Genomic DNA, 20,939 nt, shown 5'->3' with positions numbered 1-20,939 from the left:
TCAGGTCCAGCCGCTCAGCGTCCGGCGGGATTCGAAACGCCGCCGCTCGCCGCTGATCGGATCGGTGAACTCCAGGACCTTGGCCAGCAGCTGCAGCGGTTCGCCGAAGTCGTCGGCGGCGCGCTCCCGGACCACCGGGTACAGCTCGTCGCCGACGATCGGGATGCCCAAGCCGTTCAAGTGCACCCGCAGCTGGTGGGTGCGTCCGGTGCGGGGGAGCAGCCGGTATCGGCCGAGGTCGCCGCGCCGGTCGACGAGCTCCACACGGGTCTCGCTGTTCGGCTCGCCCGGTACTTCCTCGGCTGCCAGCACACCGCGCTGCTTGTGGATCCGGCTGCGCACGGTGCGGGGCAGCTCGAGGTCGGGGTCGAAACCGGCGACGGCCTCGTACTCCTTGTGCACCAGCCGGTCGTGGAACAACGTCTGGTACGCGCCGCGGTGCTGCGGGGTGATCACGAACATGACCAACCCGGCGGTCAGCCGGTCCAGGCGGTGCGCCGGGCTGAGCTGCGGGAGGTCGAGTTCGCGGCGCAACCGGACCAGCGCGGTCTCCTGGACATGTCCACCGCGCGGCGTGGTGGCCAGGAAGTGCGGCTTGTCCACCACCAGCAGGTGCTCGTCGCGGTGCAGCACGTCGATCGCGAACGGCACGGGAGTCTCCACCGGCAGGTCGCGGTGGAACCAGATGAACGCGCCCGGGACGAACGGGGCGTCCAAGCCGAGCGGGCCGTCGACGCCGACGATCAGTCCTTCCCGCAGCATCGCCTCGATGCGCTCGGGCGCGAGCTTCGGGATCCGGTCGACGAGGTGGTCCCGAACGGTGCGCCACTGCCCGTCGAGGGGCAGCCGCATCCGGACCGGATCCACGCCGTGCCGCTGAGGCAGCCGGGAAGTGAGCTTGCGTCGCATCGCGGCACCAGCGTAACCGGTGGTCACAGGGCCATCTTGAAGCCCTCGTGGGACGCGGTGAAGCCGAGCCGCTGGTAGAAGCGGTGAGCATCGGCCCGCTGCTTGTCCGTGGTCAGCTGAACCAGGGCGCAGCCGCGCCGACGCGCTTCGTCGATGGCCCATTTGAACATCTCGCCACCGAGACCGTGGCTGCGGTGCTGCTCGTGCACGCGCACCGCCTCGATCTGAGCGCGCAGCGCACCGCGCCGGGCCAGGCCGGGGATGAACGTCAGCTGCATGGTGGCCACGACCTGGTCGCCGGTGGTCGCCACCAGCAGCAGTTGCGCCGGATCGGCGTCGATGGCGGCGAAAGCCGCCTGGTAGGGCGCGAGATCGGCGGCGGACTCGCGGGTCGCCCCGAGCTGATCAGCGGCCAGCAGCCCGATGACAGCGGTGAGGTCGTCCTCGGTGGCCCGGCGGAGCCGGTAGGTGACGGGGCCGACGGGCAACGTCGCAAGCACGCTCAACGAACTCTCCACAGTGGATTTTTGAACCAGGTTTCCTGATGCGACAACGTACCTGGCGAAGATCATCAAGTGCCGCTGGGGTTGGTAGCCGACGGATCGCGTCATGACTGCTGAGCGGGCAGCTGCGCCCACTGGTACTGGTGTTCGGGACGACCGGTCGCCCCGTATCGGAGGTTCATGATCGCGCGGCCGTCTTCAGCGAGCGTGGTGAGGTAGCGCTGCGCGGTCGCCCGTGCTATGCCGAGGGCCTGCGCGATTTCCGAAGCTGATACCGGTTCTCGGTGTTGGCGCAAGGCTTCCGCGACCAACCGGGCCGTGACCGCGGACCGGCCTTTCGGCGTGCCTTTGCCGTCCTTGTCGTGCAGCAGCCGGACCGCGCGGTCGATCTCTTCCTGGTTCGCCGTGTGATCAGGAGAGGACAGCTGCGCGCGGTAACGCGCGTAAGCCGCGAGCCGCTCGGCCAGGTCCTCAGCCGTGAAGGGCTTGACGAGGTAGTTCAGCGCCCCGGCGGCGAACGCGGCGCGAACGGTGGAGGTGTCCGACACGGCGGTCAACATGATGGTGTCGGCGGAAATCTCGCGCAGCAGGCGCAACCCCGACTCGCCGGGCAAGTAGTGGTCCAGCAGGACGAGGTCCGGCGCGAGTTCCTGCACCCGGACCCGCGCCTCGGCCGCGGTGTGCGCGGTGCCGACCACCGCGAAACCCGGGACGCGCTCGACGTAATCGGCGTTCACCCGGGCGACCCGGATGTCGTCCTCCACGATGAGAACCCGAATCCTCACTTCTCCTCCTGACTGGCGAGCGGCTCGGCATCCGACGAGGTTCGGCCAGATCTCGCTTCCAGGACCTGGGGCAGTTCGGCGAGGAAAAGAGCGCCGCGCTCGGTTCCTCCCGCCTCGGCGAGGCGCACGTCGCCGCCGAGGCTGCGGGCGGCCTGCCGGGTCAGCGCGAGCCCGATCCCGCGCCCGTGGCCGTCCTTCGTCGACACCCCTTCCACGAAGAGGGAATCCCGCAGGTGATCCGCCACGCCGTCCCCGGAGTCGGTGACCGCGACGTGCAGCGTGGTGCCTTCCGCGAGCAGGTCCACCTCGACCGCCGCTGGCCGTCGCGAACCGAGTTGAGCAGCTTCCAACGCGTTGTCCACCAGGTTGCCGACGACCGTGGTGACCTCCAGCGGAGCGATCACCTTGGCCGGGACCCAGCTGTTGCCCCCGATGCGCAGCTCGATGCCCTGCTCCGCCGCCGCCGAGGTCTTGGCGGACAGGAATGCTTGCAGGTAGGGGTCTTCGACGAGGTCGCCGCCCGAACCCAGCAGCACGATCGGGCCGGTGGAGATCCCGTCCAGGTATTCGGTCGCTTCCCGGTAGTGGCGGGTGCGCAGCAACCCGGTCAGCGTGTGCATCCGGTTGGCGAACTCGTGGCGTTGTGCGCGCAGCGCATCCGTGAGCGCCCGCGTCGTGTCGAGTTCCCTGGTGAGTACTTCCAAGTCCGTGCGGTCGCGCAGGGTGAGCACCCCACCCAGGTCCCGCCCGTCCTTGGTCACGTCGCGGTAGTTCGCGACCAGCACGCGGTCGCCGGCCACGGTGACGAGGTTGTCGGCGCGCTCGCGGTGCTCGAGCGCGGCGCGCAGCCGCGGCGGCAGCTCGAGCTCGGTGAGCGGTATTCCGGGGGTGATCTGCGTGCTGAGCAGTCTCCTGGCTTCGCCGTTGCACACCGAGACGGTGCCCGCGGCGTCCACCGCCAGCACACCTTCGCCGATCCCGTGCAGCACCGCCTGGTGCTCCTGCATCAGTTCGGCCAGCTCGCGCGGTTCCAGGCCGAGGGTGCGGCGTTTCAGCAGCCGGGTGAGCAACAGCGCGCCGAAAGCCCCGAGCAGCAGCGCGACGCCGCCGAACAACGCGGACATGCCCAGTTGGCGCCACCTGGTGGCGTCGATCTCGGCGGCGTCGATGCCGACGCTGACCTCGCCGACGATGGTGCCCGCGCGGTCGCGCAGCGGTACCTTCCCCCGCGCCGACAGGCCGAGCGTGCCGCGCTCGACGTTGACGACTTCGTGGCCGTTCAACGCCTGGCTGGGGTCGGTGCTGACGTGCTGGCCAACGAGGCTCGCGTTGGGATGGGCCAGCCGGATCCCGTTCTCATCGGTCACCACGACGAACAGGGCGTCGGTGCTCAGCCTCGCCCGTTCCGCTCTGGTTTGGACCGCCTGCGTGTCGTCGTGCGCCACCGCATCGGCGAGGTCGACGTCGGATGCGACGGTGCGCGCGATGTTGATCGCCTGCTGCCCGTACTGCCCCACGAGTTGCGCGCTTTCCATCCAGGCGGCGACCAGCGACCCGACCGCGACGACCAACGTCAGCAGGCCGATCTGCAAGACCAGGACCTGGTGTGCGAACCGCATGCGTGCCGGGGCCATGCGCAGACGTTACGTCGCGGACGCGGGCTCGCCCAAGGTTCGATCTGCGTGCGCAAAATGCGCAGAACGTTGGGAACGTTCATTACGCGTACAGCGAGAAGAACCCCGCTGCGGCGCACCCGCGCACCTACCTTCGTGCCCGAGCAGCACGGGCGTCATCGACGTCCGGCCCGATGGGACAACGGTGTCCCGGCACGACACAGGAGTCGCGCATGATCGAGTTGAGGAACGTCACGAAGCGCTTCCCCAGCGGTTCGGGAGGAGTGCACACCGCTCTTCGCGACCTGACGATGGCGGTGGGGCGCGGGGAGTTCGTCGCGGTCGTCGGCCCGACCGGCTGCGGCAAATCCACCGCGCTGTCCCTGGTTTCCGGTTTGGAACCGCCGTCGATCGGCACGGTGTCGATCGGCGGAGAGCCGGTGACCGGCATTCCGGACGGGATCGGCTACATGTTCCAGAGCGACGCGGTGATGCCGTGGCGGTCGGTGGTGGACAACGTCGCCGCGGGCCCCCGGTACCGGGGTGCGACCCGGTCGGCGGCCCGCGCCGAAGCACGGGAGTGGGTGCAGCGGGTCGGTCTCGGCGGATTCGAGGGCTACTACCCGCACCAGCTGTCCGGTGGGATGCGCAAACGCGTCGCGCTGGCCCAGACATTGGTGAACGCGCCGTCGATCCTCCTCATGGACGAGCCGTTCAGCGCGCTGGACGTGCAGACGCGCGGGTTGATGCAGGACGAGTTGCTGCGGTTGTGGTCGGGCACGGAGGCCGCCGTCATCTTCGTGACGCACGACCTGGAGGAGGCCATCGCGCTGGCCGACCGGGTGATCGTCATGACCACCGGCCCGGCGACGGTCAAGGCGTCGTTCGAAGTCGCGTTGGAACGGCCCCGCGATGTGGAGGAAGTGCGGATGACCCCGGAGTTCCTGGCGATATACCGGGAGATCTGGCAGTCGCTGAAGGAAGAGGTCGAGAAGACTCGCGGGAGAGGTGCCGGTCGTGTCGCGTGAAGCAGGAACCGTCGAATCCCCGGGCCTGGCAGAGTCGGGTGCCGCCGAACCGCAGGACATCGCGCGCTCCGCGGAGGTGGCGAGGCGCCGCCGCCGCGTCAAGGTGTGGGGCACGCGGCTGGCCTTGGTGGTGGTGTGGCTGGTCAGCTGGGAGCTGACCGCCACTTACCTGATCGATCCCTTCTTCTACTCGAAGCCGAGCGCGGTCGGCGTGCGGTTGGTGGAGTGGTTCACGGCCGGCACGAGCCAGGGGTCGATCTGGGAGCAGATCCTGGTCACGCTGCAGGAATCGGTCAGCGGTTTCGCGGTCGGCTCGCTCGCCGGGATCGTGCTGGGCATCCTGCTGGGCCGCAGTCCGGTGCTGTCGGACATCTGCGCGCCGTTCATCAAGGCGGCCAACGCGGTTCCCCGCATCGTGCTCGCGTCGCTGTTCGTGATCTGGTTCGGCCTGGGGCTCACGTCGAAGGTCGCAACCGCTTTCATCCTGGTGTTCTTCGCCGTGTTCTTCAACGCTTTCCAGGGCGCTCGCGAAGTCGACCGGAACCTGATCGACAACGCCCGGATCCTCGGCGCGAACCGGCTGCAGATCCTCGGCACGATCGTGGTGCCGAGCGCGATGTCGTGGATCCTCGCCTCGCTGCACGCGGCGTTCGGCTTCGCGCTGATCGGCGCGGTGGTCGGTGAGTTCACCGGCGCGGACAAGGGGCTCGGACTGCTGATCAACCGGGCCCAGGGCACCTACGACGCCGCCGGGATCTACGCCGGGATGATCGTGATCACGGTGATCGCCCTGGCCGCGGAATGGTTGTTGACCGCGCTCGAAGACCGGCTGCTGAAGTGGCGACCCGCCATGAGCAAGACGGAGATCCAGATCTGACCAACTGCGGAAACCCAGGCGATGTCTTCGGTTTCGCTACCCGCATCACCACGAAAACCACTACCGGTACACCTTCTAGGAGCGATCAATGAAGATTCGCGCCTCTGTTCTGGCTGCGCTCGTCATGGCTTCCGGACTCGTCCTCGGCTCCTGCCGCAGCACGGCCAGCGGCCCCGCCGGCGACCCCAACGACATCAAGCTCGAGGTCGGTGGCATCGACAAGGTCATCTACCTGCCCGCGAAGCTCACCGAGCAGCTCGGCTTCTTCAAGGAGCAGGGCCTCAACGTCACCCTGCTGGACGAGCCCGCCGGTGCCAGCGCGGAGAACCAGCTGGTCGCCGGCGAGGTGCACGGCGTGGTCGGCTTCTACGACCACACGATCGACCTGCAGTCCAAGGGCAAGTGCATCACCAGCGTGGTCCAGCTCGCCGACGTGCCCGGCGAGGTCGAGGTCGTCGGCAGCAAGGCGGCCGGCGAGATCAAGAGCCCGGCCGACTTCCGGGGCAAGAAGCTGGGCTTCACCAGCCCGGGTTCCTCCACCGACTTCCTCACCCAGTACCTGGCGACCAAGTCCGGCGTGGGGACCCAGGAGTACACCGGTGTGAAGGCGGGAGCAGGTCAGACCTTCATCGCCGCGATCGACAACGGCGGCATCGACGCCGGGATGACCACCGATCCGACGGTTGCCAAGCTGGTGGATTCGGGCAAGGCGAAGGTGCTGCTGGACATGCGGACCGAGGAGGGCACGAACGCCGCGCTCGGCGGCCTGTACCCGTCGAGTTCGCTCTACATGGACTGCGCCTACGTCGAGCAGCACGAAGAGCAGGTGCAGAAGCTGGCGAACGCGTTCGTGAAGACGCTCGACTTCATCCAGAAGCACTCCGCCGAGGAGATCGCGGCGGCGATGCCACCGGACTTCGCCGGAGGTAACCGGGACCTGTACCTCAAGGCCATCAACGACACCAAGGGCATGTTCAACGGAACCGGCAAGATGCGACCCGAGGGCGCGAAGAACGTCCTCGAAGTGCTGGCCCGGTTCCACCCGACCGTCAAGGACAAGCACGACCAGATCGACCTGTCGAAGACCTACACCACGAAGTTCGCGGACAAGGCGCAGCCCCGCTGACCACGGCGAGCGCACCCCGTCGGGGAGGGTCCCGGCGGGGTGTTCCGCTGTCCCGCCGCCGCGGGCGACCGAGCCTGACACCTGCTGGAGACGCGGGTGGGGGCTGACCGCCCTGCAGGGCTTCGCCCGGCCGTCCGCTCAGCCGAGCAGTTTGGCGAAGAACCAGCCGACCCGGCTGACCCTGCGGACCCGCGGGTTGTCGGCGACTCCGTGGATCTCCCACTGCTGCCCGCACACGTCGCAGGTCCACATGCCGATCTGGCTGGTGTCGGGTTCGCACGGGTGCCCTCGACGCCCTTTTCGCATGGCTTGATCACACCACAGCGCTCCACTGCGTGGGGTGGTCCGCTGCGGGCGGATCGGGTGAAACCGTGACTTTTGGCCTTACCCAGCGTGCACACCCACGCCGTAGCGTCATCGGCGGTTGCCCGATCGGGGAGAGGGGCCGCAAGTGACCGTGCGAGAACTGGTGGACCAGATGGAACGCCGCTGGGACGAGTTGATGACCCTGCGCGCGAGCCCGGACATGTACGGCAGCGAGAGCCTGGACGGCCAGCTCGCCGAACTGGAGCTCTGGCTCCTCCGCATGCAACGACTGACGGCTACCGCCGCATGACCGGAGTCCGCATCAGCAACTGAGCACCCGCCTAGCGCAGAGGAGCTGACCGATGCCGTTCATCGACATCAAGGTGATCGCAGGAGTGTTCACCGACGAGGAGAAGCGGCGGCTCGTGGAGGACGTCTCCGAAGCGGCCATCGCCGTCGAGGGCGAAGCGCTGCGGCCGGCGACGCACGTGGTGATCACCGAGACGCCCAGCGGCGGGTGGGCGATCGGGGGAAAGCCCCTGACCAGCGAAGACGTCCAGGCGAAGCGCGCCTCCGGATGACCGTCAGCCCCTCACCGGTCCGGGTGGCAGGTGCAGGGGTCTTGGCAGGCGTGGTTGAGGCCCGGCAGGGGATAGGTGTCCACGCGTTCCGCGCGGCCGATGGTGAGCCAGGACAGGACTCCGCCGGCCGCGCACAGGGCCGCTGAGATCAGGAGGGCTCGGCCGAAGCCGGGGCCGAGCGGGGCACCGGCCGCGGTGTGCGACAGGCCTGCGACCACCGGCAGCACCGCCACCGCGAGCAGACCGGCCAGTCGGGACACCGCGTTGTTCACCCCGGAGGCGACTCCGGCGTTGTTCTCGCTCACCGAGGCGAGCACGGCCGAGGTCAGCGGCGCCACGGTGATCGACAGGCCGAGACCGAACACCAGCACCCCCGGCAGCACCCCGGAGGCATAGGTGCTGCCGGGAACGGCCCAGGTCAGCAGGGTGAGGCCGACCGCGCAGATGATCGGGCCGAACGTCATCGGCAGTCGCGGGCCGGTGCGCTGCGCGACCGCTCCGACCCGGCCGGAGAGCAGCAGCATGATGATCGTGATCGGCAAGGTCGCGATGCCGGCCTGGAGCGCGGTGTAGCCCATGGACTGCTGCAACTGCAGCGACAGCAGGAACAGCGCACCGCTCAGCGCCGCGTACACGGTCAGCGTCGTGAGGTTGGCCCCGGTGAACTGGACGGAGCGGAACAACGACAGCGGCAGCAGCGGGCTGGGGTGGCGCTGCTCGATCAACGGGAAGGACACCAGGCCCGCTGCTCCGGCGACCGCCGCCGAGGTGGTCAGCGGCGTCCAGCCCACCGTGGGGATTTCGATCAGCGCGAACACGGTCCCGGACAGGCCGATGGTCACCGCGAGTGCGCCGAGGATGTCCGGTCGCCCTGTGGCTTGCGGGTTGCGTGTTTCCGGAACGTGCCGCAGCGCCAGCAGCGCAGCCGCGGCGATCGGCACGTTGATGAAGAACACCGCGCGCCAGGACACCGCGTCCACCAGCCAGCCACCGACGAACGGCCCGATCGCCGAGGACACGCCGGTCAGACCCGCCCACCGGCCCACGGCCTCCCCGCGGTCCTCCTGCCGGATCGTCGAGTTGATCAGCGCCAGGCTGCCGGGCACCAGCAGCGCCCCGCCGACGCCCTGGAGCAGGCGCGCCACGACGAGCGCTTCGCCGGTCGGCGCGAAGCCGCATCCCAGCGAGGCGATGGTGAACAGCACCAGCCCGATCACGTACACGCGACGTCGCCCGTACCGGTCCCCGAGCGCCCCGCCGAGCAGCAGCAACGCGCTGAGCGTGAGGAGGTAGGCGTCGAGCACCCACTGCAGGACGCTGAGGCCGCCGCCGACCTCGCGGCCGATCGCGGGCAGCGCGACGTTGACGACCGACCCGTCCAGGAAGGCCACGCCGGAGCCCAGGATCGTGGCGAGGAGGATCCAGCGGCCCGACCGCGATCGCAGCGCTGCGGCATTGCTCATCAGCCGACCATAGGCCGCGACCGGGGGTGGGCTCAGCGCGGACCGGGCGTGAAGGACATCGGCAGGTGCTTGATGCCGTTGATGAAGTTCGACACCAGGCGCTGCACCGGCCCGGTCACCTGCAGGTCGCGCATCCGCCACAGCGCCTCGCGGTAGAAGGCGCGCAGCTGCAACCGGGCGAAGTGCGCGCCCAGGCAGACGTGCGGCCCATCGCCGAAGGCGACGTGGTCGTTGGGGGAGCGGCGGATGTCGAAGCGGTGGGGTTCGGGGAACCGCGCGTCGTCGAAGTGCGCCGAGCAGTGGAACACCACGACCTTGTCCCCGGCCCGGATCCGCTGCTCGCCGAGTTCGGTGTCGGCGATGGCGGTGCGGCGGAAGCTGAGCACCGGCGGGTGGAAGCGCAGCGTCTCCTCGATCGCGGAGTCCAGCAGCTCCGGTTCCGCCAGCAGCAGCCGGTGCTGGTCGGGGTGCTGGGCGAAGGCGAGCACGCCGCCCGGCAGGGCGCTGCGCACCGTGTCGTTGCCCGCCACGGACAGCAGGAAGAAGAACATCTCCAGCTCGGCGTCGGCCAGTCCGCGCCCGTCGAGCTCGGCGTTGGCCAGCGCGGTCATCACGTCGTCCGCCGGATTGCGGCGCTTGAACGCCGCGAGGTCCTGGGCGAAGGCGAACATGTCCGCCAGCATGGCCGGGGAACGCGGGTTCACCGGTCGTCCATCGGCGTCCAGGGTGACCTCGGAGTGCTCGGGATCCTGGTAGCCGATCACCCGGTTGGTCCACTCCAGCAGCATCCCGCGATCGGTCTCCGGCACGCCGAGCAGGTCCGCGAGGTTGCGCAGCGGGTAGTCGTCGGTCACCTCGACCGGCAGATCGCAGCCGCCGCGCTCGATCGCCTCGTCGACCAGCAGCCGTGCCCGCTCGGCCACGGCATCGCGGAACCGGTCGACGCGCCGCGGCGTGAACGCCCGGCTGACCAGCCGCCGCAGCCGCCCGTGCTCCGGCGGGTCGAGGTTGAGCATCATGCGCCGGATGAACGGCAGGTCCTCCGGGGCGGGATCGCGGATCTGGGTGGCGCCCAACCAGGACGAGTAGCGATCAGCGGACTTCAGCACCGAGACGACGTCGGAATGCCGGGTCACCGCCCAGAAACCGGGGCCCGCGGGCCAGTCGCCGACCTCGCGCTCCTGCTGCCAGCTCACCGGGGCGTGCTCGCGCAGCCACGCGAAGTCCTCGTGCGGCACGCCGGCGGCGTACCTGCGCGGGTCGAACACGTCCGGGACTTGGGTGGGCGCTGCCATCGCGACTCCTTCTCCGGTGCCGGTCCAGGCACACTCTGGTCGCCGCGCGTTCGAGCGTCAACGCCCAACCCGGTCGTCCACAGTGGATCACCGTTGGGGAACGGCGAGCCCGTCCGCCGCGAGCTCCGAGGTCCGGGCCTCAGGTGCGTAGCGGCGCAGCAGGTCCAGCCCGATCTGGGCGCGGCGCACCCGCTCCCGGCCCAGCGCCACCGCGGTGGGGGTCAGGTGGGTTCCGCTGGGGTAGATGTTCGGGGCGTTGCGCAGGCCGAACTTGACGTACACCGGGGCTGCGACGCGCACGATCTCGGCGATCTCGAAGTGCCGGACGAAACCGCCCATGTCGTCGGGCGCCTCGACGTAGACGTCCAGCGGCAGGTCGGTGGCTGAGCGGATCGCGGCCAGTTGCCCGATGCTCAGATCGGTGGGCACGTTGTAGGTGTCGGCGCCCAGGTCCTCGGCGATGCGCACCGAAGCCGGATTCGCCAGTCCCATTTGGACGCTGATCTTGAACTGCAGGTCGGGCGGCAGATCGCCGGCCGCGCGCATCGCGGACGCGGTCTTGAGCACGCCGAGATCGGTGATCAGAACGCTGCGGATGCCTGCCTCGGCGGTCCGCTTGACGTCTTCGAGCACGTGCACGAGCTGTTCGGCACCGCGTGCCTGCGCTGCCACCGACCCGCCGCCCGGGGCGGTGGCCATCGGGCTGGTGTCCCACCCGGCGACCGGCCGGGCGAACAGGCTCAGCTCGACCGACCGCGCGGCGGCGGTCTCGGCCATGGTGTGCAGTTCCGCGTCGGTGAGCAGCATTCCGCCGCTGCCCTGCGAGATGCGGTGCACCACGACCTGGCGTGCCTCGGCTTCGGCGAGCACGGCGTCGAGGACCTCGGGGCCTTCCGTGCTCGGGATCTCCACCCGGTACTGCGCACCGTCGGGGAACCGCTTGGTGCTGGTGACAGGGGCGTCCTCGCCGGGCAAGCCCTGGGAACGCAGGAACTCTCGGGTCTGGTGCACGCATCCGCTCCGTTCGAAATTCCAAACGACGTTCGGAAAATCGTATGAACCGGGGATGATGCGGTCAAGCAGGACACCCGCTCGGCGGCCGGTATCGGATACGATGTTCGAAATATCGGTCACGCGCCGAGATCTTCGGCGGGGAGGAGCACCAGCGGTGGCACGAGCGGTACCAGCGGTGGAGCGGGCATTCGACGTACTGGAGCTGTTCCTGGACACCCACGAGCTCAGCGCGCCGGAGATCACCGCGCAGCTCGGCCTACCGCGCACCACGGTGCACGAGCTGGTCGGCACCCTCAGCGAACGCGGCTACCTGATGCCCGCGGGGCGCGGCAGCAACAAGTTCCGGCTCGGGGTGCGCGGATTCCAGCTCGGCTCGGCCTACGCCGAACGCCTCGACCTGGCCAGGGAGGGGCAGCTGGTCGCGGAGGAGATCGCCGAACGCTGCCAGGAAACGGTGCACGTCGGCGTCCGCGAGGGAACCGAGGTGCTCTACGTGGCCAAGGTCGACAGCAGCCACCCGGTCCGCATGGTCTCAGCGGTGGGCCGGCGACTGCCCGCGCACTGCACCGCCGTCGGCAAGGCGCTGCTGGCGCCGCTGCCGCGCGCCGAGGTCGACGAGCTCTACGGCAACCGCCGCCTCAACGCGATGACCGAGCACAGCATCACCACCCGCAAGGCACTGCGCGCCGAACTCGACCAGATCGCCGAGGACGGGGTGGCGCGCGAGTACTGCGAGTCCAACGAAGCGGTGGCGTGCGTGGCCGCCCCGGTGCGCGACCACACCGGCGAGGTGGTGGCCGCGATCAGCATCGCGGTCCCGATCCTGCGCTGGAACGACGAGACCGAAGCAGCCCTGCGCGACCTGGTCCGGGAGGGCGCGACCACCCTCTCCGGACACCTCAGCCACGGCGAACGCGGCTGATCAGTAGCGGACGATGACGACCGGGCACTTGGCGTGCACGGCGCAGCGCTGGCTGACCGAACCGAGCAGCGCACCGTAGAAGCTGCCGTGGCCCCGGCTGCCGACCACGAGCAGCTCGGCCCCTTCGGCCGCGTCCAGCAGCGCTTGGGCGGCGTGGCCGTGGGTGAGCGTGCGCTCGATCGGCACCCTCGGGAGGTCCTCGTCCTCGATCTGGTCGACGGCGTCGTCGAGGGCCTTGCGCGCGGCGTCCTCGAAGTCGTCCGGCGGCATCGGACCGCCCTCCCAGCTGTAGAACGCCGGGAACTCCCAGGCCCCGACAGCGTGCACGGACCCGTCGAGCAGCGCGGCCTGCCGCACCGCCCACCGCAGCGCGCACTTCGAGGGGTCCGAACCGTCCACTCCGACGACGATCTTGCGTTCGCTCATGGCACCAGCCCTCCGTCAGCTCCGGCCTGCTCGAGCGCACGGCGCGCTTGCGTTCCATGGAAGTACGAACCGATGACCTCGTCCAGTCCTGGATCCGCGACCACGACCTGCCCCGCGATTACCGCCAGTGCGCGAACCGGAGGTCACCGCTGCCGGCCCGCGCCTGCGCCCGGTACCTGACCTGACCCCATCCGGTTAAGCCCGAAAGCGTTGTGCTCTGGGAAAACCAGTGTGGAATTGCGGGACTCGCGGTACGGAAAGTGCAGGCCTTACCCGGCTGGGTGCTTGTGACCCAACGTAGTGCGCGATACACCTGGGGATGCTGTGGCGAAATCTGGGAACGCTGTGGCGAGCCACCGACCACATCTGAGGTGAGCGACCATGACCACCACCGGACGCTATCTGGTGCTGCTGGAGGACAACGCGACCATCATCGGAACCCGGGAGCTGTCCCGGTTGACCGGCATCCGCTGCGCCAACACCGCCGACGCCGCCGGCGCGGCGCCCGGTGAGCTGTTCCGCAGCGCGGGCGGGATCGTGCTGCACGACCTGGGCGTCGCGCTGATCAGCGCCGACGAGGAGCAGTTCACGTCGCTGCAGCGGGCGGCGGGCGAGCGCGGGCCGATCGCGGGGATCGAGGCCGAACGCCAGGTGTTCGCCATCGGCGACCCGTCGACCTCCGTCGAGGACGGCGAGTTCACCTGGGGTCTGCAGGCGGTGCGCGCCGACCGCACCCAGCCCACCGGCAAGGACGTCCGGGTCGCGGTGCTCGACACCGGCCTGGACCTCAAGCACCCGGATTTCGCCGGCCGGGACATCGTCACCGGTTCCTTCGTCGAGGGCCAGGACGTCCAGGACGGGCACGGCCACGGCACGCACGTGATCGGGACCTCCTGCGGCCCGCGGACCTCCTCGGAGGGGCCGGGCTACGGCATCGCCTCGGAAGCCAGCATCTACGCGGGCAAGGTCCTCGGCGACGACGGTTCGGGCAGCGACAGCGGCATCCTGTCCGGGATCCAGTGGGCCATCTCCAACGGCTGCGCGGTGGTGTCGATGTCGCTGGGCGCGCCCACGCAGCCCGGTGCGCCCTACTCGGATGCGTTCGAGAAGGTCGCGCAGCGGGCGATGGAGCGCGGCACGCTGATCATCGCCGCCGCGGGCAACGAGAGCGAGCGTTCGGCGGGCACGATCGCACCGGTCGGGCACCCGGCGAACTGCCCGTCGATCATGGCCATCGGCGCGATCGACTCGCAGCTGCAGATCGCCGACTTCTCCTCCGGGACGGTCGACGAGATCGGGCAGGTGGACCTGGTCGGGCCCGGCGTCGACGTCTACTCCAGCTGGCCGGGAGCGGAGCGCTACCGCAAGCTCAGCGGCACCAGCATGGCCACCCCGCACGTTTCCGGCGTGGCCGCGCTGTACGCCCAGCAGTACGCGGAGCGGGCCTGGGGCCTGTGGGCCCGGTTGTCGCAGACAGCTCGCCGGATGCCGCTGGCCGCCACCGACGTGGGTGCCGGACTGGTCCAAGCGCCGTGAGCACGTGAGGGTGCCTCCGGACGAGGCGAATCACCCGGAGGCACCCTCCGCAACGCCGGCGCGCGGGTCATTCTCCGTCGTAAATGGCCTGCGCGGCGACCTTGGTGCTGTTCCCGAGGTCCTCGGCTGCCGCGGCCGCTTGGTCGAGCGCGACGTGCACGGCAGAAGGCTCGGCGGAGTTGGGTTGCTTGAAAGCGGACGCCAGACCGTCCAGCTGCCGGGCGAGTCGCGCGCTGGTCGCGGTGATGACGAGCAACGCCTCCCGGGCCTCGACGATCGCCTCAGGCGACCTGGCGAGATCTCGGGAGCCGTGCTCCAACCGGCGACCTGCCTGCTCGATCAACTCGGCGGTCGTCTCGACGTTCCGCCAGCGCGGCGTACCGCTGCTCATCTGGTCGCTCCCCACAGCGTCCGACAGCTCCGCACGGGTGCCCCCGAACCGGAGAAGGCCTCACGCCGTTCGGGTTACCCGAGCGGCCCGATCGACATGCTTCACAGGCGCGTGCGGAGGCTCACCGCGGCTACCGCGCTCACCGCCGCCGCGGCCACGCCGAACCGTCGCGTCCCGGACACCGCCACCCGGCGGCGGAACACGTCGTAGCCGGACTCCACGATGCAGTCGAGGATCTCGCCGTAAAGGGTGAACGCGGTGCGCACGCAGGGGCGCGAGCGAGGCGCGAGCAGCGAGATACCGGGTTCCGCGCCCCGGTACAGCGCGCGGGTGCGCGCCACCTGGTCGGCGAAGGCCCGGCGCACCCTCCGGTCGGGGCGACCCGTCCGGTGGCACCACGCCAGGCGTTCGCGGTCCACTCCGAACGCGGCCAGCTCGTCCAACGGCAGGTAGACGCGCCCGCGGTCGAGGTCTTCGGCGACATCGCGCAGGAAGTTCGTCAGCTGGAAGGCCTCACCGAGAGCAGCGGCGTAAGGCGCGGCGTCCGCAGCGGGGGACACCGTGCCGAACACCGGGAGCAGCTGGAGGCCGATCACGGCGGCCGAACCGTGCACATATGCGTCCAGCTCGGCTCGGGTGGGGTAGTCGCGGACGGTCAGGTCCATCCGCATCGACGCCATGAAATCGGTGAACAGCGCAGGATCGATCTCGTGGCGCCACGTGGTGTCGATGAGCGCGGCCAGGATCGGGTGCTCGCTGGACCCGGCGCGCAGTCCGGCGCTCAGCTCACCGTCCAGCTCGTCGACCGCCTCCTGGCGCTCGCGCACGCTCCGCGGACCGGTTTCGTCGACGATGTCGTCCACCCACCGCGCGAAGCCGTACAGCGCGTGCACGGACGGTCGCTGCGCTGCGGGCAGCAGGCGGGTGGCGAGGAAGTAGGTGCGTCCGTGCTGGGCGTTGAGCGTCCGGCACCGCTGGTAGGCGTGGCGCAGGTGCGGCCGGATGCGGGCGGCGTCGAGCTCGCGGCGTGTCACCGCCGACGACCTGATACCCGTGTCCATACCGGAAATCACAGCACACGGAGTGCGCCGGCGTGCGCACGGTAGCTGCTCGCGGTGAACCCCGTCACTACCGGCAGTCCGATTAGGACAGTCGCCTGCGCTGCGAACTTCGGGTACCCGACCCGGTGGTGTTCGAAACCCCGCTAGCCGAGCCCGCTTTCGGCCAGGGCCTCGTCCAGGCCGTCGAGCAGCACCACTCCGAGGGTGTTCGCGACCGAGCCGGTCGCCAGGTCGGTGCGCAACCGCCGCGCCAGGAGCGTGACCCGCCCCGGGTCCGGCTGCTCCTGCTTGGTGGCCTCGCACAGCCGCTGAGCGGTCAGCTCGATCTCGACGGTCTCGCCGTAGCGCGCGTGCACCGTCGGCAAGGCCAGCAAGACCACCTTGGCGACCCGGGTCAGCCCGGAGTAGTCGATGCGGCGCGGCGCGTCCTCCAGCGACGTCCTGGCCTGCGGTACGACGGCCTCGGACGGGTCGTCGAGCACCGCCACCGACTGCGACCTGCTCCAGGACGTGATGTCGCCACCGTGCCGACCTGCGCAGATGAGTCCGGAACCGGTCAACCCGGCCCTCGTCGGAGTGCCCAGCTGCCCAACACCGCTGGTGGCGATCAACTCGCGCTCGCGCAGCGCCTCCAGCACCTCCGCGAGCTCGGTCCACGACGGCTGGACCGCGGCGGCCTCGGCTGCGGGGCTGTCGAAGAAGTCCGCGACATCCGGCCGGAACCGGTGGTCCTCGTAGAGGTACCGAAGGAAGGCGCGAGCGATCGACTCAAGCCGTGACAAAATCGCCTCCAAGTGCGTGCGCGTCCGCCTGGGCGAGAGGGAGAGCGGGCCGCGGGGGCTGTCGAACCAGCGGTCGGCGTGCGCCACGTCGTCCCGGAAGTGCTTCCGCTGTCCCCAGTTCAGCGATTCACCTCGGCGACCGCCGGGCCCCGAACGGCCGCGACGCAGGAAGCCTAAGCGGCTCGACGGCTAGATCGCAGGGGTCTTTTGTCACCCACAAGCTGATTCCCGGCGATTCGCCGGGACGTCCACATTGCTCTCGCGCGGTGGGGGAGTTACCCACGTGGGACGTGCGGGGGCCGCCGGTCGCAACTCACATCCACCCCTGCCGCGACCGGCGGCCTTTTGCGCGCGGAATCCCCTCTGCGTCCCGCGCGCACGCGGGCGCTCCAGAACGCCCGCATGATCGAGACCGGCGAGGTCCCCGGGCGTGACGTGACTTCGCGAAAATTCTTTAAATTGCCTTCGGAGGTCGTTTCGCTCATCGGCGCGGCGGCACCTCAGCGCTGGTCCTGACTGCGGGTGACCACCCTCGTGCACGCCGATGCGCGGCGGCTGCGCCCAACCCGCGCGAACCGGCCGAAACGACTCTTCACGCGGGTTTCGGCGGCTCGGTGCGGAGGCCGTCGAAGGCGATCTTGGTGACCGCGTCGGCGATCTGCTCGGCCCGCGTTCCGCGGGTCGGCTTGTACCACTCGATGATCGAGTTGACCATGCCGAACAGGAGCTTGGTGGTCAGCGCCGGGTCGACGTCCGGGCGGATGCTGCCCTCCGCCTCGGCCTGCTTGACCAGATCGCTGACCACCAGGTCGAACTCGCGGCGGCGGGCCAGCGCCTGCCGCTCGACCCGGGTGTTGCCGCGGACCCGCAGCAGCAGCGTGACGAACGGAAGCTCGGCCACCAGCACCTCGATGCTGCGGCGCACGACGTGCTCGAGCCGGTCTATGGCCCGGCCGGTCGTGGAGGCCTCCTCCTCGGTGACCGCGAACAGCGCGTCCAGCGCCCGGTCGACGCTCAGCCGGAGCAGCTCGTCCTTGCCGGAGACGTGGTAGTAGATCGCGGACTTGGTGATGCCCAGCCGCTGGGCGAGGACCTCCATGCTGGTGCCCTCGTAGCCGCGCTCGTTGAACACCCGCACGGAGACGTCCAGCAGCCTGCCGAGGTCGTAGCCGGGTCGACCTCGGCGGTTCGCCCGCCCAGCGTTGTCAGCCATGGGCCCGAGTATCCCAGTCGCGTCGACCGGACGTTCGGTCAGGATTCACGGCGGTCGACGATCCGCCGCAGCTTGCCCACCGAGCGCTCCAGGGTGTCCGGATCCACCACCGCGACCTCGGTGCTGATGCCGACGCCGTCCTTGATCGCGCGAACCAGCTCAGCGCTGGCCTCGTCCCGCCGCGGTCCGGGGCAGTCGATCCGGGCGAGGACGGCGTAGCGCTCGTCGAGGGCGGACCGGCGGCGGAACACGTCGATCGCGCGGCGCCGGCCGACGGTGAGCAACCACCCCGCGGGGTTGGTCGGGACGCCGTCGCGCGGCCAGGTCACGAGCGCTTCCGCGAACGCCTCCTGGGCGAGGTCCTCGGCGAGGGCGAAGTCGCCGGTGTAGCGGGCGAGGGCGCCGACGATCCGGGCCGACTCGATCCGCCACACCGCCGCGACCGCGTCCCGACCGGTGCCGGTCAGAGCTGTCCCGTCGCCTCGCGCCAAGCCCGCTCCTTCTTGATCCACTCGTTGTCCTGCGGGAACTCGTCGATGCCGGGCACCCGGCGGATCTCGCACTTGGTGCCGGGTCCGGCCAGCGGCGCTCGCTTCGCCCACGCCACGGCCTCCTCCTTGGAGGCGACGTCGAGGATCCAGAAGCCGCCGAACAGCTCCTTGGTCTCCCCGTACGGACCGTCGGTGACCACCGGCGGCTGGGACGAGTAGTCGACGACCACGCCGTCCGCGGCGTCGTCCAGGCCTTCGGCGGCGACGAGGACTCCCGCCTGGATCATCTCGTCGTTGAACCGGCCCATCGACTCCAAGATCTCCTCGAAGTCGACGTTCTGGAACGCCTCGTACGACTCATCGGTGGCCCGCATGATCAGCATGTACTTCACGGCTCTGCCTCCTGGGCTGTCCGGGTCCCGTTCGGACCCCTTCACCCCTGGGTCGAACGGCATAACCGCGGATCGACGCACCCGCGGAAAAAAGTTCCTGGAAGCCTACGACGTCCGGTCCACCCACCGGAACACTTCCGCGATGCGGTACCAAGGTTCCGATTTCTGCAAATTCAATGGAAATCGGACATCGAAATTCCATTGAATTTGCGGACCACGCGGTGCCGGACCACGCGGTGCCGGACTACGAGGTGCCGGTTTGCGGTGGGTTCGTCGTGGTGGGTTCCGTTGGTTGTGTTCCGGTGGTCGGAGGCGTTTCGGTCGGGACGGTTTCGGTCGGCGTGGTCTCCGTCGGTTGGTCGGTCGTCCTGGTGGGCGTCGACGTCGTCGTGGGTGGCTGCGTCGTCGTGGTCGGGGCCGTCGTTGTCGTCGGCGCCGTCGTCGTGGTCGGGTCGGTGGTCGGTGGTGTCGTGGCACTCGTCGGCGGAACCGTGTTGGTCGTCGTCGGGTCGTGCGTCGGCGGTGCCGACGACTGGGCCGGCGGTGAGGACTGGGCCGGTGGTGGAGACCCCTGCGCAGGTGGTTGCGGCGAGATGCCTCCGGTGGTGTCGGGGCTCTGCGGCTCCGAGCGCGTTTGCGCGTCGGGAGAACCGGACGTCCCCACGGGTGTGCCCGGCTCTGGTGCGGGTGGAGCTGGGAGCCGTGCGACCACCGGGGAGCCCGGCGCCGTCGCGAGCTCCGGTGTGGTGCCTCCGGAGCCGTCGTCGATCGGGACCTTGGAGTGCGGTGGCAGCCGGTTGAAGATGTCCGGCGGGATCAGCCCGAAGAACGGGTCCGCCAGCGGCGCCGTCAGCGCGTAGCAGCCCGCCGCCACCGACGCGCCGAGGAACGCCGTGGCCAGCGCGACGCGGAACTGCTTGCGCAGCGGCAGCCGCTGGTCCGACGGCGGGACCGGCGAGCCCAGCGGCTCATCGGTCAGCCAGCGCCGCACCGCCGGACCGCCGCGCGCGTGGGACGACCACACCCGGCCCAGCCACGTCGTGGCGTTGTGCAGGCGGTTGCGCAGCGTTGCGATGGGCAGCGGGTGCATCGACAGCGGCGCGCGCACCCATCCGGACTCGGCGCCTTCGGTGTCGCGGATGACGCTGCTGAGGCGCTCCTGCAGGAGCACCGGATCGCTCGGGGCGGACATCGCCTCACCCCTCGGCGTCGCTGAAGCGGAGGCTGGACAGCGCCACGCCGTCGTAGCGCCACCACCGCTCGGTCGACAGGTCCAGGATCCAGGCGTCCCGCTCGCGCAGGACCAATCCCACGCGCAGTGCCCGGTGCCGGAACGTCGATTCGTCGATGGTGCCGCGCTCCAGCTCGTCGAGCAGAGCCCGGTAGTCCGCCATCGCCTTGCCCAGCGCCGGCGGTATGTCGACCGCCCCAGCTCCACCGGTCCGCTGCCGGATGTTCATCGAGCCACCCCCCAGAGGCACATGGAATCCATCCGTCCACGCGACCCCAGGATGGCCCGGTTCTGGCAGGGGCGAAAGTCCTCGGAGCGGTAAAGAGCCTGATCAGGAGCGTCGGGCGAAGCGGTCGGAGAGCCAGCGGACCGACTCGCTGACCGCGCCCTCCAGCGGGCCGCGGCGGAAGAAGCGCTTCCAGACCAGCGGGAACACGATGGCGAAGATCAGGAACACCTCGGGCATGAAGGTGCAGATGAACGCCACCACGCCGTCGGGCATGTGGCCGTCGCGCGGGAACGCGGGCATGCCCGGCGTGTCCGGCAGGTCCGGGCCCATCGTCGACAGCTGAGCCAGCGGCTCCGGCACCCCGCTGAGCGAGTAGCCGCCGACGACGATCAGCCAGGCCATCGTCGCCGCGTGGAGCGCGTACAGGGTCAGCGCCATCGACCCGGCGGCGGCCAGCGGCTTGAACAGCTTGCCCACCCGGTCGGTCAGCATCAGGCAGACCGCCAGGATCACCAGCGCGATACCGCCGGAATCGAGCAGCTCGAAGGTGGTGCCGCTGTGCGCGGTGGTGGCCAGCAGCCAGTGCGGGTGCTCGATCGGCACGGTGCCCTCGGTCGGCCCCGGCGGCTCGCCGTCGAATGTCTGCAGCAGCCACTCCGACACCCGCCAGCCGGCGATCGACACGGCCAGCCCGGCCACCGCCAGCCAGCAGCGGACCTTCGTCGAGCGCAGGTCCAGGCGCCCGACGGCCATGCCGAGCAGCAC

The 20,939-nt window shown here is 69.9% G+C and carries 25 protein-coding genes and 2 pseudogenes; 8 read left to right on the top strand and 19 right to left on the bottom strand.

The annotated features are described in order from the left end of the window. From ABTZ89_RS11495 to ABTZ89_RS11480, 4 genes are all read right to left on the bottom strand, one after another. A complete protein-coding gene (locus ABTZ89_RS11495) occupies nucleotides 1–909 on the bottom strand; it encodes an RluA family pseudouridine synthase (RefSeq protein ID WP_351043100.1) in 909 nt (302 codons plus the stop codon). Nucleotides 910–932: 23 nt separating this feature from the next. Continuing rightward, nucleotides 933–1,415 (bottom strand): GNAT family N-acetyltransferase, encoded by a 483-nt coding sequence (locus tag ABTZ89_RS11490; protein ID WP_351043097.1) that lies wholly within the window; start codon nucleotides 1,413–1,415, stop codon nucleotides 933–935. Nucleotides 1,416–1,516: 101 nt separating this feature from the next. After that, nucleotides 1,517–2,197 (bottom strand): response regulator transcription factor, encoded by a 681-nt coding sequence (locus ABTZ89_RS11485; protein WP_351043094.1) that lies wholly within the window; start codon nucleotides 2,195–2,197, stop codon nucleotides 1,517–1,519. Then, the gene (locus ABTZ89_RS11480; protein ID WP_351043092.1) at nucleotides 2,194–3,831 is read right to left on the bottom strand and encodes a sensor histidine kinase; all 1,638 of its coding nucleotides are present in this window, start codon (nucleotides 3,829–3,831) and stop codon (nucleotides 2,194–2,196) included. Before ABTZ89_RS11480 ends, ABTZ89_RS11485 begins: the two co-directional genes overlap by 4 nt. A 212-nt stretch (nucleotides 3,832–4,043) precedes the next feature. Between ABTZ89_RS11480 and ABTZ89_RS11475 the strand changes: the two genes are divergently transcribed. From ABTZ89_RS11475 to ABTZ89_RS11465, 3 genes are all read left to right on the top strand, one after another. Next, the gene (locus ABTZ89_RS11475; protein ID WP_351043090.1) at nucleotides 4,044–4,838 is read left to right on the top strand and encodes an ABC transporter ATP-binding protein; all 795 of its coding nucleotides are present in this window, start codon (nucleotides 4,044–4,046) and stop codon (nucleotides 4,836–4,838) included. Nucleotides 4,839–4,863: 25 nt separating this feature from the next. Then, a complete protein-coding gene (locus tag ABTZ89_RS11470; RefSeq protein ID WP_502949535.1) occupies nucleotides 4,864–5,715 on the top strand; it encodes an ABC transporter permease in 852 nt (283 codons plus the stop codon). An 88-nt stretch (nucleotides 5,716–5,803) separates the two neighbouring features. Further along, nucleotides 5,804–6,841: an ABC transporter substrate-binding protein gene (locus ABTZ89_RS11465; protein WP_351043087.1), complete on the top strand. Its 1,038-nt coding sequence runs from the start codon at nucleotides 5,804–5,806 to the stop codon at nucleotides 6,839–6,841. 138 nt (nucleotides 6,842–6,979) lie between these two features. On the opposite strand, the gene ABTZ89_RS11460 is transcribed toward ABTZ89_RS11465, so the two are convergent. Further along, nucleotides 6,980–7,147, bottom strand: a complete 168-nt coding sequence (locus tag ABTZ89_RS11460) for a hypothetical protein (protein WP_270953539.1) — start codon at nucleotides 7,145–7,147, stop codon at nucleotides 6,980–6,982. Nucleotides 7,148–7,292: 145 nt separating this feature from the next. Here ABTZ89_RS11460 and ABTZ89_RS11455 point away from each other — a divergent pair, with 145 nt between their 5' ends. Beyond that, a complete protein-coding gene (locus tag ABTZ89_RS11455; protein ID WP_270953538.1) occupies nucleotides 7,293–7,457 on the top strand; it encodes a hypothetical protein in 165 nt (54 codons plus the stop codon). Between the two features lie 52 nt (nucleotides 7,458–7,509). Then, on the top strand, nucleotides 7,510–7,728 hold the full coding sequence (locus tag ABTZ89_RS11450; protein WP_270953536.1) for a tautomerase family protein: 219 nt from the start codon (nucleotides 7,510–7,512) through the stop codon (nucleotides 7,726–7,728). Between the two features lie 11 nt (nucleotides 7,729–7,739). Here ABTZ89_RS11450 and ABTZ89_RS11445 read toward each other — a convergent pair whose 3' ends face one another. The 3 genes from ABTZ89_RS11445 to ABTZ89_RS11435 form a co-directional block, all read right to left on the bottom strand. Continuing rightward, on the bottom strand, nucleotides 7,740–9,191 hold the full coding sequence (locus tag ABTZ89_RS11445; RefSeq protein ID WP_270953535.1) for an MFS transporter: 1,452 nt from the start codon (nucleotides 9,189–9,191) through the stop codon (nucleotides 7,740–7,742). 32 nt (nucleotides 9,192–9,223) lie between these two features. Next, the gene (locus tag ABTZ89_RS11440) at nucleotides 9,224–10,486 is read right to left on the bottom strand and encodes a cytochrome P450 (RefSeq protein ID WP_351043082.1); all 1,263 of its coding nucleotides are present in this window, start codon (nucleotides 10,484–10,486) and stop codon (nucleotides 9,224–9,226) included. 87 nt (nucleotides 10,487–10,573) lie between these two features. Continuing rightward, nucleotides 10,574–11,497 carry a U32 family peptidase gene (locus ABTZ89_RS11435; RefSeq protein ID WP_351043079.1) on the bottom strand — a complete coding sequence of 308 codons (924 nt, stop codon included), beginning with the start codon at nucleotides 11,495–11,497 and terminating at the stop codon, nucleotides 10,574–10,576. A gap of 157 nt (nucleotides 11,498–11,654) precedes the next feature. Here ABTZ89_RS11435 and ABTZ89_RS11430 point away from each other — a divergent pair, with 157 nt between their 5' ends. Then, nucleotides 11,655–12,422: an IclR family transcriptional regulator gene (locus ABTZ89_RS11430; RefSeq protein WP_351043076.1), complete on the top strand. Its 768-nt coding sequence runs from the start codon at nucleotides 11,655–11,657 to the stop codon at nucleotides 12,420–12,422. Here ABTZ89_RS11430 and ABTZ89_RS11425 read toward each other — a convergent pair whose 3' ends face one another. Continuing rightward, nucleotides 12,423–12,848, bottom strand: a complete 426-nt coding sequence (locus ABTZ89_RS11425) for a universal stress protein (RefSeq protein ID WP_270953529.1) — start codon at nucleotides 12,846–12,848, stop codon at nucleotides 12,423–12,425. Nucleotides 12,849–12,904: 56 nt separating this feature from the next. Here ABTZ89_RS11425 and ABTZ89_RS11420 point away from each other — a divergent pair, with 56 nt between their 5' ends. Then, a complete protein-coding gene (locus ABTZ89_RS11420) occupies nucleotides 12,905–13,033 on the top strand; it encodes a hypothetical protein (RefSeq protein WP_270953528.1) in 129 nt (42 codons plus the stop codon). Nucleotides 13,034–13,229: 196 nt separating this feature from the next. Further along, the gene (locus ABTZ89_RS11415; protein ID WP_351043072.1) at nucleotides 13,230–14,384 is read left to right on the top strand and encodes a S8 family peptidase; all 1,155 of its coding nucleotides are present in this window, start codon (nucleotides 13,230–13,232) and stop codon (nucleotides 14,382–14,384) included. A 67-nt stretch (nucleotides 14,385–14,451) separates the two neighbouring features. On the opposite strand, the gene ABTZ89_RS11410 is transcribed toward ABTZ89_RS11415, so the two are convergent. From ABTZ89_RS11410 to ABTZ89_RS11365, 10 genes and pseudogenes are all read right to left on the bottom strand, one after another. Beyond that, the gene (locus tag ABTZ89_RS11410; protein ID WP_270953524.1) at nucleotides 14,452–14,775 is read right to left on the bottom strand and encodes a hypothetical protein; all 324 of its coding nucleotides are present in this window, start codon (nucleotides 14,773–14,775) and stop codon (nucleotides 14,452–14,454) included. 101 nt (nucleotides 14,776–14,876) lie between these two features. Then, nucleotides 14,877–15,836: a phytoene/squalene synthase family protein gene (locus ABTZ89_RS11405; protein ID WP_351043069.1), complete on the bottom strand. Its 960-nt coding sequence runs from the start codon at nucleotides 15,834–15,836 to the stop codon at nucleotides 14,877–14,879. Between the two features lie 143 nt (nucleotides 15,837–15,979). Continuing rightward, nucleotides 15,980–16,618, bottom strand: a complete 639-nt coding sequence (locus ABTZ89_RS11400; protein WP_351043066.1) for a hypothetical protein — start codon at nucleotides 16,616–16,618, stop codon at nucleotides 15,980–15,982. 592 nt (nucleotides 16,619–17,210) lie between these two features. Then, the gene (locus ABTZ89_RS11395) at nucleotides 17,211–17,831 is read right to left on the bottom strand and encodes a TetR/AcrR family transcriptional regulator (protein ID WP_270953521.1); all 621 of its coding nucleotides are present in this window, start codon (nucleotides 17,829–17,831) and stop codon (nucleotides 17,211–17,213) included. A 38-nt stretch (nucleotides 17,832–17,869) separates the two neighbouring features. Further along, nucleotides 17,870–17,995, bottom strand: a pseudogene (locus ABTZ89_RS11390) (acyl-CoA synthetase family protein); the annotation flags it as partial. Between the two features lie 35 nt (nucleotides 17,996–18,030). Continuing rightward, a pseudogene (locus ABTZ89_RS11385) lies at nucleotides 18,031–18,298 on the bottom strand (sigma factor); the annotation flags it as partial. Beyond that, entirely contained in the window at nucleotides 18,295–18,714 is a 420-nt protein-coding gene (locus ABTZ89_RS11380) for a YciI family protein (RefSeq protein WP_270949395.1), read from the bottom strand. The gene ABTZ89_RS11380 and the pseudogene ABTZ89_RS11385, both read right to left, overlap by 4 nt. Nucleotides 18,715–18,958: 244 nt before the next feature. Next, nucleotides 18,959–19,906 carry a hypothetical protein gene (locus ABTZ89_RS11375; protein ID WP_351043062.1) on the bottom strand — a complete coding sequence of 316 codons (948 nt, stop codon included), beginning with the start codon at nucleotides 19,904–19,906 and terminating at the stop codon, nucleotides 18,959–18,961. A gap of 4 nt (nucleotides 19,907–19,910) precedes the next feature. Then, entirely contained in the window at nucleotides 19,911–20,174 is a 264-nt protein-coding gene (locus tag ABTZ89_RS11370) for a hypothetical protein (protein ID WP_270949393.1), read from the bottom strand. A gap of 102 nt (nucleotides 20,175–20,276) precedes the next feature. After that, nucleotides 20,277–20,939 (bottom strand): acyltransferase family protein (locus tag ABTZ89_RS11365; RefSeq protein WP_502949534.1); only part of this gene is annotated, 663 nt, incomplete at its 5' end.

The organism is Saccharopolyspora sp. NPDC002686 (assembly GCF_040295745.1).
Taxonomy (GTDB): domain Bacteria; phylum Actinomycetota; class Actinomycetes; order Mycobacteriales; family Pseudonocardiaceae; genus Saccharopolyspora; species Saccharopolyspora oryzae.
The sequence above is the reverse complement of the archived record's forward strand: the minus strand, read 5'-3'. Positions and strand labels throughout refer to the sequence as shown.

Bases quoted from the DNA above. Each gene is read 5' to 3' on its own strand.
- ABTZ89_RS11495 (WP_351043100.1), bottom strand. From the start codon at position 909: ATGCGACGCAAGCTCACTTCCCGGCTGCCTCAGCGGCACGGCGTGGAT.
- ABTZ89_RS11480 (WP_351043092.1), bottom strand. From the start codon at position 3,831: ATGGCCCCGGCACGCATGCGGTTCGCACACCAGGTCCTGGTCTTGCAG.
- ABTZ89_RS11475 (WP_351043090.1), top strand. From the start codon at position 4,044: ATGATCGAGTTGAGGAACGTCACGAAGCGCTTCCCCAGCGGTTCGGGA.
- ABTZ89_RS11465 (WP_351043087.1), top strand. From the start codon at position 5,804: ATGAAGATTCGCGCCTCTGTTCTGGCTGCGCTCGTCATGGCTTCCGGA.
- ABTZ89_RS11460 (WP_270953539.1), bottom strand. From the start codon at position 7,147: ATGCGAAAAGGGCGTCGAGGGCACCCGTGCGAACCCGACACCAGCCAG.
- ABTZ89_RS11450 (WP_270953536.1), top strand. From the start codon at position 7,510: ATGCCGTTCATCGACATCAAGGTGATCGCAGGAGTGTTCACCGACGAG.
- ABTZ89_RS11445 (WP_270953535.1), bottom strand. From the start codon at position 9,191: ATGAGCAATGCCGCAGCGCTGCGATCGCGGTCGGGCCGCTGGATCCTC.
- ABTZ89_RS11440 (WP_351043082.1), bottom strand. From the start codon at position 10,486: ATGGCAGCGCCCACCCAAGTCCCGGACGTGTTCGACCCGCGCAGGTAC.
- ABTZ89_RS11425 (WP_270953529.1), bottom strand. From the start codon at position 12,848: ATGAGCGAACGCAAGATCGTCGTCGGAGTGGACGGTTCGGACCCCTCG.
- ABTZ89_RS11420 (WP_270953528.1), top strand. From the start codon at position 12,905: ATGGAAGTACGAACCGATGACCTCGTCCAGTCCTGGATCCGCGACCAC.
- ABTZ89_RS11415 (WP_351043072.1), top strand. From the start codon at position 13,230: ATGACCACCACCGGACGCTATCTGGTGCTGCTGGAGGACAACGCGACC.
- ABTZ89_RS11410 (WP_270953524.1), bottom strand. From the start codon at position 14,775: ATGAGCAGCGGTACGCCGCGCTGGCGGAACGTCGAGACGACCGCCGAG.
- ABTZ89_RS11405 (WP_351043069.1), bottom strand. From the start codon at position 15,836: ATGGACACGGGTATCAGGTCGTCGGCGGTGACACGCCGCGAGCTCGAC.
- ABTZ89_RS11395 (WP_270953521.1), bottom strand. From the start codon at position 17,831: ATGGCTGACAACGCTGGGCGGGCGAACCGCCGAGGTCGACCCGGCTAC.
- ABTZ89_RS11375 (WP_351043062.1), bottom strand. From the start codon at position 19,906: ATGTCCGCCCCGAGCGATCCGGTGCTCCTGCAGGAGCGCCTCAGCAGC.
- ABTZ89_RS11370 (WP_270949393.1), bottom strand. From the start codon at position 20,174: ATGAACATCCGGCAGCGGACCGGTGGAGCTGGGGCGGTCGACATACCG.